Raw genomic sequence first — 15,685 nt, forward strand, 5'->3', positions numbered from 1 at the left:
CTGGGGAAGCAGAGGGCGCGGCGTTTGGCCGCACCCTCCTAAGAGGCTAAGCCTCAGTGACCCGGCGTCATCATCTTGCCCTTCGCCATCGGGTCAGCCTTCATCATGTCGGGGTGCATCTTGGACATCTTCATGCAGCCGGCATTCTTCATCATCTTGTCGTGCGGCATTGCCTGGCACATCTTCATCTTCTTCGTGTCGGCGGCCGACATCGTCATCATCTTGTCGGACTTCATGCCGCCCTTCATCATGGCATCCTGCGCCAAAGCGGGGGTTACGGTGGCGATCGACATGGCCGAAATCGCGATAAGGGTGAGGATACGCATGGTTTTCTCCTTGATCGGCATCGTTAGGGGGAACGGGCCGCGATACCGTCGGCCGGGAATGTCAGAGCTTGCGCGCGGCGATGATCGGCCCGCCGGTCCCGCGCTGGACCAGAATGGCGGACGACAGGCCTTGCTCGGTGGAAGCGGGCAGCGCGAAGGATGTGGCAGGACCGGTCCAGGAACCGAGCTTCACCAGCTCGCGCACGATCCCGCGATGGGGGAGCGTGCGGCCGCCATTCTCGCCGGCCCGGATCGGAACCTGCCGGACATGCGGGTCGTATCGCACGAGCCAGACGGCCGCTGTCCCTTGCGCCTTCGCCGGGGCGATGCGGACCTGTCCGCCATTCGCTGCAATGTCGGGACCGCCGCTTGGCGCGCGGGCGCTGGCCAGCGCCGCATCGAAGGCGCGCCGATCGCTCCCGACGATGGCGGTGCTGCCGTTGATGATCATCTCCGGGGTGGCGACCTCGCCCTGACCGGCGCGCGCATAGTCCTGCTGCCGGGCCGTGAAGACGGGAGAACCGAAACTGTCCTTCCAGCCCAGCCGGTCCCAATAGGTGACGGCAAAGGAGAGGGCGAGCACATCGGGGCGGTCCGCGACCGCGTTCAGCATCGCGTTGGCCGGCGGACAGGACGAACAGCCCTGGCTCTGGAACAGTTCGATGACTACGGGCCGCGCCGGGCTCGCCCGTTCGGTGCGCGGCGCTGCCGTTTGCCCAGGTCCGGCAGCTCCAATGAAGGCCTGAGCGGCTGAAGCCCATAATAGCATAGCAAGTGTGGAAGGAGTGCGCAGCACGGCTGGCCTCTCGGTCGATTGTCCTGGCAGCCGTTCTGGCTGTTACCCACTATTCGCAAGCGCGACCGATCCGGTTACACGGGGTAGAAAATAAGGCGTTGCGGCATCCACTAGATGCCTGAAACAGTCGTTGCCCTGCACGAATTCCGTGAGCCTGTGCCGCCTTTGTAACTTTTCCAGCGTTCCACGCGAATGGATCGTCAGGAGCGCTAATGCAGCAGAGCGAAGATCAGCTCAAAATGTGGATGGTCGAAGGCCTGGATGGAGACGCGGCAGCCTATACCGCGTTGCTGCGCGCGCTTGTGCCTGTATTGCGCGGCTTTTACCGTCGCCGGCTCGGCGACGCGCAGGACTTAGAGGATCTCGTGCAGGATACCCTGATTGCCATCCATACGCGCCGTATGAGCTATGACCGGGAACGGCCGTTCACCGCATGGCTGTTCGCGGTTGCGCGCTACAAGCTGATCGACCGGTTCCGCCGTATGCGCCAGACCATGTCGATGGAAGGTCTCGAAGATATTCTCGCCACCGATTGCTTCGACGACGCGACCAATGCCCAACTGGACGTCGATCGGCTTCTTTCCGAGCTTCCCGAAAAGCAATCCTCTTTGATCCGCAAGACCCGCATCGAAGGGCATAGCATCGCAGAGGTCGCCAGCGACACGGAATTGGGCGAATCGGATGTGAAGGTCTCGGTCCACCGCGGCCTCAAAGCACTCGCCGCGCGGATCCTGGGGGAGCGCCGATGACCATCGATACGCTCATAGACGCCGTGACCAAGGACCTTAGGCCCGTGCCTCGTCGTGCGTTCGGGCGGCGACTACTGTATGGCATGATCGGCGGCGGTGCGGTCACGCTTCTGCTGATCTCCATCGTCCTCGGCTTCCGCAGCGACCTTGGCATCGCCATGTGCGGTTTCGCCTTCTGGATGAAGTGGGCCTATACGGTCTCGCTGGGCATCGGCGCTGCGATCCTGATTGCACGCCTTGCACGGCCCGAGCCTGTCAGACTGATCGGCTTCTGGCCGGTCGCCATCCCGTTCGCCCTGCTGGCGGCAGTAAGTGTCACCGAAATGGCGCATGTCCCGTCCGGCGACTGGTTCGCGATGTGGCTGGGGAATAGCTGGAAGAAATGTCCATGGCTGGTGCTGATGCTGTCGGCGCCGATCTTCGCCGGGCTGCTCTGGTCGTTCAGGCGTCTTGCCCCGACCCGGCTGCGAGCGGCAGGTGCCGCAGCGGGTCTTTCGGCAGGAGCGTGGGCTGCGACCCTCTATTGCCTGCATTGCCCGGAGGTCTCCGCGCTGTTCGTGCTGACCTGGTACACCCTGGGGATGCTGCTTGCCGCAAGCATCGGCGCGCTGCTTGGGCCGCGGCTGCTTCGCTGGTGAGATGGCGCAGCTATCAGATAGTGTCGCTTTTGAAGCCCGCGTAGCAGGTGAACAGGAACAGCAGACGGACCGGACTTGGGACCGAAAAACTTGCAGCTGGACCGACAAAGGTTGGCAGACGCGGAAAGAGCCACTTTCGGTCGATTAGGAAGGCTCCAACTCGCGGATGAATGGTTTCTGCATGAGCTGACCTTACCGCTGCAAACGTGGAAGGCGTCAATTGTTAGGCAAATGCCTCGTTATCTTGCCATTTCTAGAGTGCCAAAGCGTTCTCCGAGCGGCCAGTCTGGCCATAGGAGAATGATTATGGAGATGCCTGAAAACGAACACATGGCCTCTAAGCGCCAAGTCTGGAACGCTGGAAGGACCGTCGGCGCGAAGCGCGCACTGAAACCGAAACAAATATGGGAGATCCGATTTTACCTCAATCAGCGTCGCCGCTTGCGAGACCGGGCGCTGTTCGATTTGGCGATCGACAGCAAGCTTCGAGGCTGCGACTTGGTGCAGATGAAGATCGGCGACCTTGTTAGCGGCGGGCAGATCCGAACCCGCGCGATCGTGATGCAGCAGAAAACAGGTCGGCCAGTTCAGTTCGAACTGCTTCCAGACGCTCGGTCCAGTCTGCTGACTTGGCTTGAGCGGCGGGGCGGGACGGTCGACGACTATGTCTTTCCCAGCCGGGTTGATCATAGTGGACATCTCAGTACCCGCCAGTATGCCCGGCTTGTCGATGAATGGGTGACTGGGGTAGGCCTGATGCGAAGCTAGTATGGCACACACTCTCTTCGCCGCACGAAGGCATCGATAATCTACAGGGCGACCGGCAACCTTCGCGCCGTCCAGATTCTGCTCGGTCATAGCAAGATCGAGAATACGGTGCGCTACCTCGGTATAGACGTGGAGGATGCGCTTGCCCTCGCCGAAAATACCGAGATTTGACCAATCGGCTCCTCGCCTCCGGCGAGGGGCCTACCTCACGACGCTTGTAACAGTCCTGTCTCCCCTGGAAATCCCTGCCAACGACGACTTTCCCCATGTGCGTACTTTCTCAGGTCACGGCACCGGCGGCGAGATACGAGCATAATTTGGCCAAGAGTTGACTGTTAGGTTTCGGGGGGATGAGGCTGAGAATGCCGTCGCTCGATGCGACAGATCTCGACGGGCTGCGAGTAGCTATAGCAAGCCTTATGTCGGATGTGCAGCTTCACCGCCCATGGTCCCCGCCCGGCATCACGCCGCGGTCAAGGCCCACTGCGTCGTCAGGCACCGGCCGCCAACGTCGCCTGGATCGTCGCGATGAGCCGTTCACGGGTCCACGGCTTGCGGACGAACCGACCATGCTCCGGGAGCGCCTCCTCTGCGATGTGATGATGGCCGGATGTGAGCAGAAGGCGAACCTTCGGCCAGCGGTCGCGGACCAGTTGGGCCAGTTCGAGACCATTCATACTTCCGGGCATGTCGATATCGGAAAATAGGAGATGCACGTCCTGCTGCCCCTGGAGCAGCATGATCGCGTCGTCGGCGGTCTCGGCTTCCAGAACGGTGAAGCCGGCATCCTCCAAAATGTCGACGCCGTGCATCCGAACGAGTACATCGTCTTCGACAACGAGGACGGTTTGCTTATCATCTGCTGGCATAACGGCTCTCCTGTCCGTCATGCTCGGGACAAGCCGCGGACTACCTGAATGCTTCAGAGGGTGTTTCGGACCCACGAAGCGCCGCGCTTTTGTCGATAGCGCCGGATTCAGCCCGCGAGCGGCATCCGGAATGTGAAGCGGGTCTCCGCCGCATCGGATGCGACCGTCAGCGTGCCGCCATGCGCCTCGGCGATTTCCGAGGCGATGTGGAGCCCCAACCCAAGGCCTTCGCGGCTGGGACCAAGCTCGCCCCGAAAGAAGGGCTGAAACAGGCGCGCCTGCGCCGCGTCCGAAATGGGCTCGCCTCCGTTGGCGACGCTGATCTCCAAGAATCCTTCCTCCGTCTTCGCCACGACCCGAATCGGTTGGTCGGCCGCTCCGTGGGTCACGGCATTGCCGACGAGGTTGGACAGCATCTGAGCGATTCGGGCGGGATCGCAGTCGATTGGCTCCACCAAGTCGTAGTCTGTTTCGATCGTGCGCTCGTGCGTCACCGATCGAAGCTCGCCGACGACCTGCCGCAGAGTCGGCTCAAGCGGTTCGTTCATGTTGCGAGCCAGCGTCAGTCCGCCGCCGAACCGGCCCCGCGCGAAGTCGAGAACATTGTCAATCAGGCCGACCGCGCGCATGACGCTGCCTTCCATAAGGTTGGTCACCTTCTGACCGCGCGCGCTGAGCGTCTCTTTGTCGAGCAACCGCAGGCCGCTCGCGATCGAGGCGAGCGGATTGCGCAGATCATGCCCCAGCACGGCGATGAACTGGTCGCGCAGTTCCGAGATGTCGCGTTCAGCCGCGACTTCGGCCCGCGCAAAGTTGCGATCGGCGAGCAAGCCCTTTTCGTAGAGCCGGCGCTCGGTCGCCCTGAAGATGGTAAAGCGAATGAAGGTCGGTCGTTCGTCGGTACCCGGCCGTTCGACCGCGTTGAGCAGGACGGGCATCTTGGTCCCGTCGGCGCGGACGAGATCGAGTGCGACCTCGCTGATCTTTCCGTGCATGTGGAGCGAGGGCGCCAAGTGGGTCTCGTAGAAAACCTTGCCGACGATTGGGAGCAGATCGGCAAAGCGCCGGCCCTCAAACGACTCGGTGCTGCTACCCATCCAGTCGGCGAACGTCCGATTGGCACGCACGACGCAGCCCCGGCCGTCGGTCGAGAGATAGCCGCACGGCGCGTTCTCGAAGAGATCCTCGAAATCTTCGATCGGAGTACCAGACGGGGCATTACAGGTGTCACGATCCGGCACGTCGGTTCAGACAAAGGCTTTAATCGCCGCGATGGTTTCGGCGGGCGCGCTCAGATGGGGGCAATGGCCAGTCGCGTCGATCATGACGAGTTCGCTACCGACAATGGCATCGCGCATATATTCGCCGACGCAGACTGGCGCGATCACGTCCTCAGCGCATTGGAGGATGAGCACCCGTGCCTCAATACCCGTCAGGTCGGCCCGATTGTCAGCGAGGAAGGTCGTGCGGGCAAAGCGCTTGGCGATTTCGGGATCGGTGCGACAGAAGCTCGCTACCAGTTCCTCGCCCAACTCGGGACGATCCGCATTGCCCATGATGACAGGTGCCATCGCTTGCGACCAGCCGAGGTGGTTGGAGTCCAAAAACTCGAGCAATTCGAGAATCTGCGCCTCGGTGAAACCGCCGACATAGTCGCCATCGTCGATATAGCGCGGCGACGGGCTGACCAGCACGAGGCGATCGAACAGCTCGGGGGCTTTGCGAGCGGCCAGGACACCGATCATCGCGCTGACCGAATGGCCGACGAAAATGCCGCTCTCTATCCCGAGTTCACGCGCCAGCGCGACGACATCCTCGGCATAGCCGTCGAGCATCGCATATTTGACCGGATCATAGGCATCGGGATCCGACCCGCCCGCTCCGACGAGATCGAACAGGATTGTGCGGTGATCGGTATCAAATGCGGGAGCAACATTACGCCAAATATTCTGGTCACAACCAAAGCCGTGCGCGAAAACCATCGACGTGCCGATACCGGGTCCGACGGTCGCATTGAGACGCTCCGCGATCGGTGAGTTCTTCGCAGGTAGAGAGCCGGTCGCGACCGCTAAAGGAGGCGCAATTGCGCAGGTATTTCTCATGGTCGCTTCCACCACCTTCATTCGCCGCTCCAAATTGGACGCCGGTGCCTCGAATGAGGTTCGGCGGCACCGGTGCGAAAGGCAGCATCGGTGGATCAGTTTCTATCCATACCATACTCCCGCCGCTCGCGCTTGTTCCTATTGCTAACCGGCGTAGCTTGTCGCGAGGCACGCGAGAGGTGTTAGTATATCCAAGCGATTTTCGCGCCGCTTGGCGGGATCGTCGTTCTCTCCGAGGTAGGCTGTCGCCGCCTCTCCTATGATTAAGTCGGTTCGATGCATCATCATTACTCGCGTGGTCCAACTCCACCCATCCACTTCGCAGTGATCATCGGCAGCTTTTGTTAGGAGTCGACGTTCGCGGTGGCGGATCTGTACGACCGGGTCTGGTCGGCTGCTGCCGGTAGTGAATGCCGCCTTGTGGGACAAAGCCGTCGTTAGCAGGTCAGACGGTGCCCGACCGCTTTCGGTAAACACGGACGTTCGATGAGCTTAACTTCAAAGACCTGCGAGCCAGAGCAATGAAACGCCGCTGAGCACAATTAGTAGCCAGCGGCGCACGGGCTTCAATGGCCTTGTTTCTGCACTACCGCGCCCTGCGAATCCAGATCACCGGCACGAATGACCAAATAACGGCGCTCGGCCGGGGCAGCATCCGCGACAATCTGGCGAATCGGCCCGACGGCGTTGACGATGGCGGCGCCGGCCGGATTGGTCATGAACTTGGCAAGAGGTTGAATTGCACCTGTCCCGTCGGGTTTGGTCGCCAGTCCAAGCGTGAACGGTTGCTTGGGCGGCAGGCCGGCGACGGCGGCCTGCAGGATCTGGACCTGCCCCTGATCGAACAAAGTGACCTGGCTCTGGCCCTGGCCTGACAGGGTCAGCTGGACCTTGCCGCTGGCCATATCGAGCGGGACCAGATTGGTCATGCCGTCGCCCGAAGGCACCGCGCCCGGCACATAGGCGACGCCCTGCGGCCCCTGACCGATAGGGATGGTCGTGAGCAGGCGGTTGGTCGCAGTATCGATGACCGCCGCGCCGTCGCCATTCTCCAGCCCAACATAGATGCGGGTGCCGTCGCCCGAAGGCCATAACCCGTGCGGCAGCGCGCCGACCGGGATGGCGGCGACCTGCTCGAAAGTATCGGTCCTGAACACCTTGACGATATTCTGCGTGCCAACCGTCACATAGGCGAACTGTCCGCGCGACGTGCGGGCGATGTTGACGTGATTGGTGATGGCGCCGGTGTCGATCGTCTTAAGGACAGCGAACGGCGGCTTGGCATCGAACACCATCACCTTGCCGACATCCTTGAGCGTCAGCCAGACCTGTCTGCCATCGGGGGTCGCGGCGATGTCAGGGCAGAAGGGGCTAGCTTGGGCGACACGTCCGACAATCTTCTTGGCTTTGGTGTCGATCGCGACCGTCTCGGGCGAGAAGCTCGAGCAAATGTACCCGTATTTGCCGTCGGGCGAGAAGATCGTCATGCCCGGGCCGTTCGGGACGGTGATGCGCGTGGTGGGTTCGAACGTCTTTCCATCGAGCACCTGGATATAGTCCTCGCCGCGAACGCTGACCCAGACCTCGCGCCCGTCAGGACGGAAGAACGCCTCGTGCGGCGAGCGGCCGACATAAGCGGTGTGCTTGACCGCGTTGGTGGCCGTATCGATGAAGGTGACCGAGTTCGACCCTATCGAGATCACCGCCAGCGTCCTGCCATCGGGTGAGAAGCCCATGCCGTGGACCAGAAGCTGACCCTTGTAGAGTGGGCTCAGATTGGCGGGCGTCAGATCGCCTAGCTTGATGACGCCGAGCAGCCGGTTGGTTGACGGGTCGATGACCGATACCGTGTTGGAAAACTGGTCCGAAGTATAGAAGCGGTCCTGCGAACTGATCGGCCGGTCGGGCGTCGCATTGGGCACCTGCTGCGCGGATGCGGGGTTCGCCAGCAGGCCAAGGGCGGGCATGGCGAGCGCCATCTTGAGATACCTCATATTCATTTTCCGTCTCCCTGATGCTGGTGAGGCACACTCGGCGGTGCGCCCTTCTCGGCAAGGATCGCCTGCATGACCGCGATCTCCTGACGCTGTTCGACGACGATGCCCTGCGCGAGACGGCGCAGGCGTTCGTCCTTGCCGTAGCGCAGCAGCGCCTGTGCCATCTCGATTGCGCCCTGATGATGCGGGATCATCATCGCCGCGACGTCGCGGTCCGGATCGCCGGACGGCGCGACCATCATCTCATGATGCATCTTCACCATCGCGGCGGCCATGTCGGTGGCGAAGTCCTGCGGCGCCGCTGCGAGCGCGCCTGCGGATGCCGCGAGGCCGAGGCCGGCAAGGCCCAGTATCAGTTTCAAGCGCATGCCCCTTCTCATGATAGTCTGGCAATAACGCCTATGATGGCAGCCGGTGTCATCATCGCCGCCGGCAGCAGCAATATTTGTACAGTCGCTTCCCGGCCGCTGATCGTGCCGGCGAGGATTTCGACCGGGCCGCGCAGGAACTCTCCAAAGCTGCGCTGCCGCTCGCCCGGCGCAGCACTGTCAGCGAGCAGAATACCGCCGACGATCAGCGAAAAATACATGACCATGAACAGCGTCACGACGACGAGGACACCTGCCGCTGCCGCATCGCGTGCGAAGAAGGCCCAGAATGACCCGACCATCATTGCATAGAAGCCCACCAGCGCAACGAGCACATTAGGATGAACCTCGCGACTGGCGGCGCCGGGCGCCGGTCGCTCCAGTTCGGCGTAGGGATCATCGGATCGGACCAAGCGTGATGCCGGTCGCGTCGTTCCTTCCACCACTGCCTTGGGCTGAAACTCGCTCTCCAGGATGCGCGTTGCCATGTCGGATCTCCTGATCGACAGCGCTGCAATCGCTGCGTCGCTGTACCTGTGACCTAGGTGGCGCGTTGCCAGTCATCGATCCAACCGATGATATTTGTCGTTCCGATCACGAATGGAGATGAATGGCCTGCCTTGATGATCCCGAAGTGATCGAAGAAAGACGTCGGGCACTGTCGGAGACGCGCGTCCTGCCGCTCGAGGCCTGGCGACAAACACTGCTGATCGACGGAAAAGCTGTCCCGCATTTCGATCCGACTGATGGCGGGATCGATGCCCGTCTCTTGCTGCTCTTGGAAACGCCCGGCCCTGGACCAAAGCGTACCCGCCACGATTGAGCGACTGTACCCGCTAGGCCCTGACGATCTGGTCGAGGTGTTCCGGCGAAGGCGTCCCGCCAACCCGGTCGGCTACAATCGGCAGTTTTGCGCTGTCGGAAATCACATGGATGCGGCGGCTAATGCTTATCTGTGGGGCAGACGCATCGACCAGCCAAGGAGGCTGCCGCCTTTCGCACTCCGTCAATCACTCAAGCTGCAGCGCGACAAAGGTGTTTATTAGGCAAATTTGTCGACTATCACGCCTTTCGGTGGAGGTGAGGTTAGTTTTTCCGATCCGGAATTGCTGAGGCCGAACTGCTCCGCATTTTTGATCTTCTCGAGTGTTTCCGACGATCCGTCGCTGTAGGAGATGACGGTGACCTGTACAGATCCCGCATCGATCGTCCTTTGATCCACTACGGTCTTTTGCTGCTGTTTGACTGATGCGTCGGCACTGGGTTTTTCGGCGTCATCCGCTCTCTTCGAATTGGAGGCGGCTTCATCAGGCGCTCGGGCTGAAACCTTGGGATCGTTCGCGCTGTCTTTGTCCACTTCCAAAAGGCGAGCGGGGATTGGCATTGGCCTGATCGAGGTCAACACGTTCACTGAGGAGATTGCAGATACCATATCGATGATAACGGCAAACCCGGCGTGCGCTTAAATGGCCAGCACAAGGACGCATCCTCATGAGCTGAGCTCCAAACATCATATCTTGCCGTTGCACAGCCAGCGTGCTCGTTGTCCACGGTTCGGCGCGGGACGACGCAAACCGCCTGATTTCCGTGTAAAAGGGCAAGATCGATCGACGCAGTCTCAGAGAGACAGTGGGATTAGGCGTGGCCCCGCCGAGATTTATGTACAAACTTGCAATGAGCTCGCAATAGCAATAAATGCGCCCCACAATATAGATCACCCTCGGGGAGCACCAAAGAAATGTACGCTGAGAATTCCCGCCTCAGGGCCGGGGCGAGTTCGCTTGCCCTCATTCTGGCCGCGACTGTCGCCATGCCCGCTTTCGCTGACGCCGCCGCCGACGCTGGACCGCAGGATGTCAGTTCTTCCGAAATCACTGTGCTCGGCACCCGCAGTGAGGATTACAAGGTCGATCAGCTGACCACCGCCACGCGCACCGGCACCAGCATCATGGATGTGCCGCAGTCGATCCAGTTCGTGCCCCGCGACGTTATCGACGATCAGCAGATCCTCGACCTCACCAGCGCGCTGCGCAATGTCAGCGGCATCCAGGCGGGCACCGACGCGGGCAATCGCTCGGAGAGTTTCACCATCCGCGGCTTCCGCTCATCGTATTACGCCATCGACTCGATCATGCTCAGTCCGGCGATCGAAACCAACGACAGCTACCGCGACCTCGCTAACGTGGAGCGCATCGAGGTGCTCAAGGGCCCGGCCTCGGTACTTTACGGGCGCGGCGATCCGGGCGGCCTCATCAACATCGTCACCAAGCAGCCGCGCTTCGAGCGGGGGATGAACTTCTCCGTGCAGGGCGGCAGCAACGACTTCATGCGCGGGCAGGTGGACGTTACCGGCCCAGTGGACGCGGCCAAGACGCTGGCAGTGCGCTTCATCGCCGCCGCGCAGACCGGCGATACTTTCCGGGACGTGTTCCAGCCCTACCGTCGCCAGTTCCTGTCCGGCTCAGTGCTGTGGGAGCCCACCGATCGCACCCGCGTCATCGCCAGCCTTACCTATGCGCATCAGAAGAACCAGACCGATCGCGGCATCGTGGCCACTGCCGACGCCGACGGCGGCCTCGTCGTCAACCTCCCCCGCGAGCGGTTCCTAGGCGAAGCCTGGGCGACCACCGAATCCAGCCGCTACGAATTCAACTACCGCATCGAGCATGAACTGACCGACTGGTTGACCGTCCGGCAGATCGGTCACTACGATGAGGGCAAGCTCAACCTGTTCGGCATCAACTACGGCACCACCGTCGCGGTGAATGGCATCACGGGCGCGCGTACCGTCTCCCGCACCGCTGTTGAGCAGCACGAGAACAACCACAACTACGATGCGCAGGCGGACATGGTCGCACGCTTCTCCACCGGCGGCATCGGGCACACCGTGGTGTTCGGCGGCGAGTATGTGAAGTCCTACCGCTTCCGAACATTCGCGCGCGCCACGCTGGCCGCGATCAACATCGACGATCCGGTCTACGGCGCGACGCCGGGAACGTTCGTTCCCGCTGCCGACCGCGAGGTGCAGTCCAAGTCGCTGTCGGGCTACTTGCAGGACCAGATCGACATCGGGGACAAGATCAACCTGCTGGCCGGCGTGCGCTACGACCACGCCCAGCAGTCGGACCACGGCACCACCGATTATGCCTCGGACGATAAGGCATGGTCGCCGCGCGTGGGCGTGGTGTTCAAGCCAGTGCCGAACGTCTCGCTGTTCGCCGACTTCACTCGTTCGTTCCAGTCCAAGCCCGAGCCGACCATCGACGGCAAGCCGATTGATCCGGAAAAGGGCAAGCAGTACGAAGCGGGCATCAAGGCCGAACTGTTCGGCGGCCGCCTCGCCTTCACGCTGTCGGTCTACCAGCTGACGCGTGAGAACGTGACGCAGCAGGACCCCAACAACGTCGGCTACAACATCAACGCTGGGGTGCAGCGCTCGCAGGGCGTCGAGTTCGACATGTCCGGCGCGATCACGCCGAGCATCAAGATCATCGCCAACGCGGCTTACACAGACGCCACCGTGCGCTCCTCCACCGACTATGCCAGGGGCAACAAGCTTATCGGCGTGCCCAAATGGAGCGGCAGCCTGTGGGTGACGCTGGAGCCCGTGGACGGTCCGCTCAGCCGCTTCGGTTTTGGCGGCGGCGTAATTGCAGCAAGCAATCGCATGGGCAATCTGGAGAACAGCTTCTCGGTCGGTGGCTACACCCGCTTCGATTCCAGCCTGTGGTACAAGCTGGCCGACAAGGTGCGCCTGACGGTGAACGTCAAAAATATCACTAATGAGTACTACATCTCCAGTACCGTTTCGCGGGCGCAGATCACGCCGGGCGAGGGTCGCAGCTTCCTCCTCGGCCTGAGCGGAGGGTTCTGACGATGAAGAAGGCGTTCGCTGCCGCGCTGTTGGCGCTGGCCATCGGTGCGGCGCCCGCATCGGCGGCAGATGCAGGCAGGGTGCTGTTCCTGATGCGCGCCGATCCCCCCGGTGGCTCGGCCGACCCTGATGTCAAGGCGCGGCTTGAGGCGATGGGCTATTCCGTCACAACCAGTGAAGGGCTGGATGGTGCGCAGGATCCTTGCGGGTTCGATCTGGTCGTCATGTCCTCGACGGTGCGCTCCAACCAGTTCACCGCTAACCGCACGGCTATCACCCGTTGGCGCGAGATGGGCGTGCCGCTGGTGACCTGGGAGAACGACCTGCTCGACGACTTGTGGATGACCGGCCTGCGCCGCGACACCGACTTCGGCGAACTGGAGACGGGCCACTATTTCTGGCTGGTACGCGCGCCGCATCCGATGGCGGCGGGCATTCCGGCGGGCCTGGGCACTTGGACCGAGGCGCGCACACCCGCGGGCTGGGGCCAGCCTGGGCTCGGCGCGGACGTCATCATGACCTGGCCCGGCGAGCCGGACAAGGCGACCCTGTTCGGCTACGAAGCAGGCGCGACAATGGACCACGACCACCTCGCGCCCGCGCGCCGTGTGTTCATCGGCATGGAGAACAACAGCTTCACCCGCATGACCCAGACCGGCCGCAGGCTGTTCGACGCCGCGATCCAATGGGCGCGCACGGGGGCGAAATTGTGCAAGGTGAAGAAGTGAAGCGCGCGGCCGGTTTCGCGCTGGCATGCGCCCTGCTCACGGGCTCCGCATCGGCGCAGGACAGCGGCCCCATCCCCGAGGCGCAGCCGCTGCTGGCGCGCTACGTCTTAGCGGATGGGCGCCTCGCGGTCGGCGGTGGGCCTGAGGCGGATGCGATTGCGGCTGCAGCCAGCGGCGTGTCCCCCGCATCGTCGGCTCTTCCGGCGCGATGCCGCTACTGACGCAAGGGACCATCGCGCTCGCCATAATCCCCCGCGAGATGACCGTGATCGAGCGCGCCGCAGTCCGCCGCTTTTCTGGCGGACTGCCGCTGGCGGTGCCCGCCATGCAGGGGCTTTACCTTTACGCCCGCTGCGACAAGGATGGCGCCGTCGATGAACGGGTGAAGCCGTTACTGCAGGCGCTGTTCTCGGACGACGGACAGGCGCGAGTGAAAGCGGCGTTGGCGATGTACAAGCCGCTCGATGCCGCCGCGCTGGCGGATGCGCGGGAACGGATCGCAAGCCTGCGCGGGATCTCGATCCCGCAGCGCGGACCGGGCTACGTCGCACCGGACGGCAGCCTGTCGATCATCGGCAGCGATACACTGACGACGATCATGCCCGACATGCTCGCCGCCTATTCGCGCCAAGCGCCCCAGGTCCGGTTCACTGCCGACTTGCGCGGCTCCTCCACCGCCATCCCTGCGCTGACCGCTGGAACCACGATCTTCGCGCCGATGGGCCGCGAGCTGTGGGAGAACGACCTAGACGGCTTCCGGCAGGTAAAGGGCTACAATCCGGTGCGCATCCGCATCGCCTATGCCAGCCACGGCCCCCGCGCGGGCGGCAAGACACCGCCCGCGATCTACGTCAACGCGCGCAACCCGCTTGCCGGAATGTCGATGACACAAGTGAAGCGCGTCTTCGCAGCCGGAGCACCGGGCGGCGACATTGCCGACTGGTCGAAGCTGGGCGGCACGGCGGGCCCGATCCACGTCTATGGCGCGCGCGACGATGGCGGGTTCGGCTCGGCAATGCGCGCGTCGAAGCTGGACGGGCTGCCGTTCAGCGCCCGCTACCAGGCGATGCCAAACGGCAAAGCGATCCTCGCCGCCATCGCGTCCGACCCGCAGGGGGTCGGCTATGCGACGTGGATCGATGCGGGTGAGGCTCCGGCCGGCGTACGCGTCCTGCCGCTGTCCGCACGCGAAGGCGGCCCCTACGTCCTGCCCCGGGCGGGAGCGGATCGGGGGGCGTGGCCGATATCGTACTTCCTCAACATCTACGTTGACAAGGCGCCGGGCAAACCACTCGACCCGGTGGCTAAGGGCCTGCTGCGCTTCCTGCTCTCGGACGAAGGACAGGCGATCATCGCCCGCCATGGCGAAGAGGACGACGGCTACGTGCCGCTTGATTGGAACGACCTTGCCGCGGAACGAGCCATAGTCGTAGGTTTATAAAATACAGCAAATAACTTGAAACTGAGCCGACGCAAAACACACGGCGGGCGGCATGTCGGCAAAAGCCTGATTGGCGTACAACGGCTAGAATAGCTCGTCCAGCATCAGGTGGAATTGCAACTTGCGCCGGTCTAACTCGGTGACACCATATTGCGTCAGAAGTCTCTCCTGAAGCGAAGGGTCGAATTCTCCGAGACAACTCCACAGGATGGCAAGGTCTTGGTAGCGGTCCGCGATTCCGACCCGTCCGGCATCAATGCACCCGACCACCTCACCTTCGAGCATCAGAATATTGTCGAGCGAGAAATCGCCATGCGTGACGACGGCGTCGGATGGCATCGGTAGCAGGCGCTGCATAGCTTCCCACACCTGTTCCGCCGTCCAGCCTTCGCGCTCATCGTCGAAATCATCTTCCTCAACCATACCCGCGTCGATTTGTTCGCGCGCCTTGGCAAGGCGGTAGGTGTGATCGCTAGTGAAGGGACATGCACTGACCGGAATCGCATGCAGACGTCGCAGGAATGTTGCGAGCGCATCGACTATCCCAGCGCGGGCATCCGACTGCGCCTCTAGAAGCTGATATGCGGTGCGTCCGGGCATCGCCGTCATCAGCAGCCATGCCTCGTCCTGCGTGGCGACGAAGCCTTCGACGGCCGGAACGGGGATGTGCCTCTCCAACCAACGCAGTCGGACCATTTCGTCGGTTATGTCGTCAGCGACGGAGCTTTGGCCGTGCTTGAGAAACAGGTCAGGCGCGCCGGTCTTGCCATGCAGTCGGTAAACAGCACCGCCTGATTCCCCGACGTTATCGCGCGCCCATTCATACCCTTCCAATGACGCGGACAGGCCCGCTGGTACGGACACAGCTTCACAAGGGTATTCTCGGTCTCCATTCACTAATTAGCGGCCTCCTCAGCATTCGAGCTTGGCTCAGGATACCTTTGGAGACAAGACGCTGACGGTGGGCGCTTTTTACCTGACGGCAATCGCACGGTGGCAATCGCCTGATTTTCGGCATGGGATGGGACC

General features: G+C 62.3%; 16 protein-coding genes and 1 pseudogene. 7 read left to right on the forward strand and 10 right to left on the reverse strand.

Annotated features, from left to right (window positions below; genetic code table 11):
• Positions 1 to 53: 53 nt before the first annotated feature.
• Both U5A82_RS00690 and U5A82_RS00695 read right to left on the reverse strand, forming a co-directional pair.
• Positions 54 to 326, reverse strand: a complete 273-nt coding sequence (locus U5A82_RS00690; protein ID WP_326287874.1) for a hypothetical protein — start codon at positions 324 to 326, stop codon at positions 54 to 56.
• A gap of 61 nt (positions 327 to 387) precedes the next feature.
• Entirely contained in the window at positions 388 to 1,095 is a 708-nt protein-coding gene (locus tag U5A82_RS00695; protein ID WP_326288761.1) for a DUF1223 domain-containing protein, read from the reverse strand.
• A 239-nt stretch (positions 1,096 to 1,334) separates the two neighbouring features.
• Here U5A82_RS00695 and U5A82_RS00700 point away from each other — a divergent pair, with 239 nt between their 5' ends.
• From U5A82_RS00700 to U5A82_RS00710, 3 genes and pseudogenes are all read left to right on the forward strand, one after another.
• Positions 1,335 to 1,871, forward strand: coding sequence for a sigma-70 family RNA polymerase sigma factor (locus U5A82_RS00700; RefSeq protein WP_326287875.1), 537 nt, complete (start codon positions 1,335 to 1,337; stop codon positions 1,869 to 1,871).
• Positions 1,868 to 2,509: a DUF1109 domain-containing protein gene (locus tag U5A82_RS00705; RefSeq protein ID WP_326287877.1), complete on the forward strand. Its 642-nt coding sequence runs from the start codon at positions 1,868 to 1,870 to the stop codon at positions 2,507 to 2,509. Before U5A82_RS00700 ends, U5A82_RS00705 begins: the two co-directional genes overlap by 4 nt.
• A 306-nt stretch (positions 2,510 to 2,815) precedes the next feature.
• Positions 2,816 to 3,448: pseudogene (locus U5A82_RS00710) on the forward strand (tyrosine-type recombinase/integrase).
• Between the two features lie 320 nt (positions 3,449 to 3,768).
• On the opposite strand, the gene U5A82_RS00715 reads toward U5A82_RS00710, so the two are convergent.
• The 6 genes from U5A82_RS00715 to U5A82_RS00740 form a co-directional block, all read right to left on the reverse strand.
• Positions 3,769 to 4,146, reverse strand: a complete 378-nt coding sequence (locus U5A82_RS00715) for a response regulator (protein WP_326287879.1) — start codon at positions 4,144 to 4,146, stop codon at positions 3,769 to 3,771.
• Positions 4,147 to 4,253: 107 nt separating this feature from the next.
• Complete coding sequence (locus U5A82_RS00720; protein WP_326287880.1) at positions 4,254 to 5,387, reverse strand: PAS domain-containing sensor histidine kinase; 1,134 nt, start codon at positions 5,385 to 5,387, stop codon at positions 4,254 to 4,256.
• Between the two features lie 6 nt (positions 5,388 to 5,393).
• Positions 5,394 to 6,269, reverse strand: coding sequence for an alpha/beta fold hydrolase (locus tag U5A82_RS00725; RefSeq protein WP_326287881.1), 876 nt, complete (start codon positions 6,267 to 6,269; stop codon positions 5,394 to 5,396).
• Between the two features lie 545 nt (positions 6,270 to 6,814).
• Entirely contained in the window at positions 6,815 to 8,242 is a 1,428-nt protein-coding gene (locus U5A82_RS00730) for a YncE family protein (protein ID WP_442802125.1), read from the reverse strand.
• Between the two features lie 2 nt (positions 8,243 to 8,244).
• Positions 8,245 to 8,613 (reverse strand): DUF305 domain-containing protein, encoded by a 369-nt coding sequence (locus tag U5A82_RS00735; protein ID WP_326287884.1) that lies wholly within the window; start codon positions 8,611 to 8,613, stop codon positions 8,245 to 8,247.
• A gap of 8 nt (positions 8,614 to 8,621) precedes the next feature.
• The gene (locus U5A82_RS00740) at positions 8,622 to 9,101 is read right to left on the reverse strand and encodes a hypothetical protein (RefSeq protein WP_326287885.1); all 480 of its coding nucleotides are present in this window, start codon (positions 9,099 to 9,101) and stop codon (positions 8,622 to 8,624) included.
• Positions 9,102 to 9,223: 122 nt separating this feature from the next.
• Here U5A82_RS00740 and U5A82_RS00745 point away from each other — a divergent pair, with 122 nt between their 5' ends.
• Positions 9,224 to 9,436 carry a uracil-DNA glycosylase family protein gene (locus U5A82_RS00745; protein ID WP_326287887.1) on the forward strand — a complete coding sequence of 71 codons (213 nt, stop codon included), beginning with the start codon at positions 9,224 to 9,226 and terminating at the stop codon, positions 9,434 to 9,436.
• A gap of 219 nt (positions 9,437 to 9,655) precedes the next feature.
• On the opposite strand, the gene U5A82_RS00750 is transcribed toward U5A82_RS00745, so the two are convergent.
• On the reverse strand, positions 9,656 to 10,024 hold the full coding sequence (locus tag U5A82_RS00750) for a hypothetical protein (protein WP_326287889.1): 369 nt from the start codon (positions 10,022 to 10,024) through the stop codon (positions 9,656 to 9,658).
• Between the two features lie 327 nt (positions 10,025 to 10,351).
• Here U5A82_RS00750 and U5A82_RS00755 point away from each other — a divergent pair, with 327 nt between their 5' ends.
• The 3 genes from U5A82_RS00755 to U5A82_RS00765 all read left to right on the forward strand — a co-directional run bounded on the left by U5A82_RS00755 (position 10,352) and on the right by U5A82_RS00765 (position 14,656).
• Positions 10,352 to 12,487, forward strand: coding sequence for a TonB-dependent siderophore receptor (locus U5A82_RS00755; RefSeq protein WP_326287890.1), 2,136 nt, complete (start codon positions 10,352 to 10,354; stop codon positions 12,485 to 12,487).
• A 2-nt stretch (positions 12,488 to 12,489) separates the two neighbouring features.
• Positions 12,490 to 13,215 (forward strand): hypothetical protein, encoded by a 726-nt coding sequence (locus U5A82_RS00760; protein WP_326287892.1) that lies wholly within the window; start codon positions 12,490 to 12,492, stop codon positions 13,213 to 13,215.
• A 208-nt stretch (positions 13,216 to 13,423) separates the two neighbouring features.
• Positions 13,424 to 14,656 (forward strand): PstS family phosphate ABC transporter substrate-binding protein, encoded by a 1,233-nt coding sequence (locus U5A82_RS00765; protein WP_326287894.1) that lies wholly within the window; start codon positions 13,424 to 13,426, stop codon positions 14,654 to 14,656.
• A gap of 84 nt (positions 14,657 to 14,740) precedes the next feature.
• Here U5A82_RS00765 and U5A82_RS00770 read toward each other — a convergent pair whose 3' ends face one another.
• On the reverse strand, positions 14,741 to 15,553 hold the full coding sequence (locus U5A82_RS00770; protein ID WP_326287896.1) for an APH(3')-I family aminoglycoside O-phosphotransferase: 813 nt from the start codon (positions 15,551 to 15,553) through the stop codon (positions 14,741 to 14,743).
• Positions 15,554 to 15,685: the final 132 nt, after the last annotated feature.

The organism is Sphingobium sp. CR2-8, assembly GCF_035818615.1.
Taxonomy (GTDB): Bacteria; Pseudomonadota; Alphaproteobacteria; order Sphingomonadales; family Sphingomonadaceae; genus Sphingobium.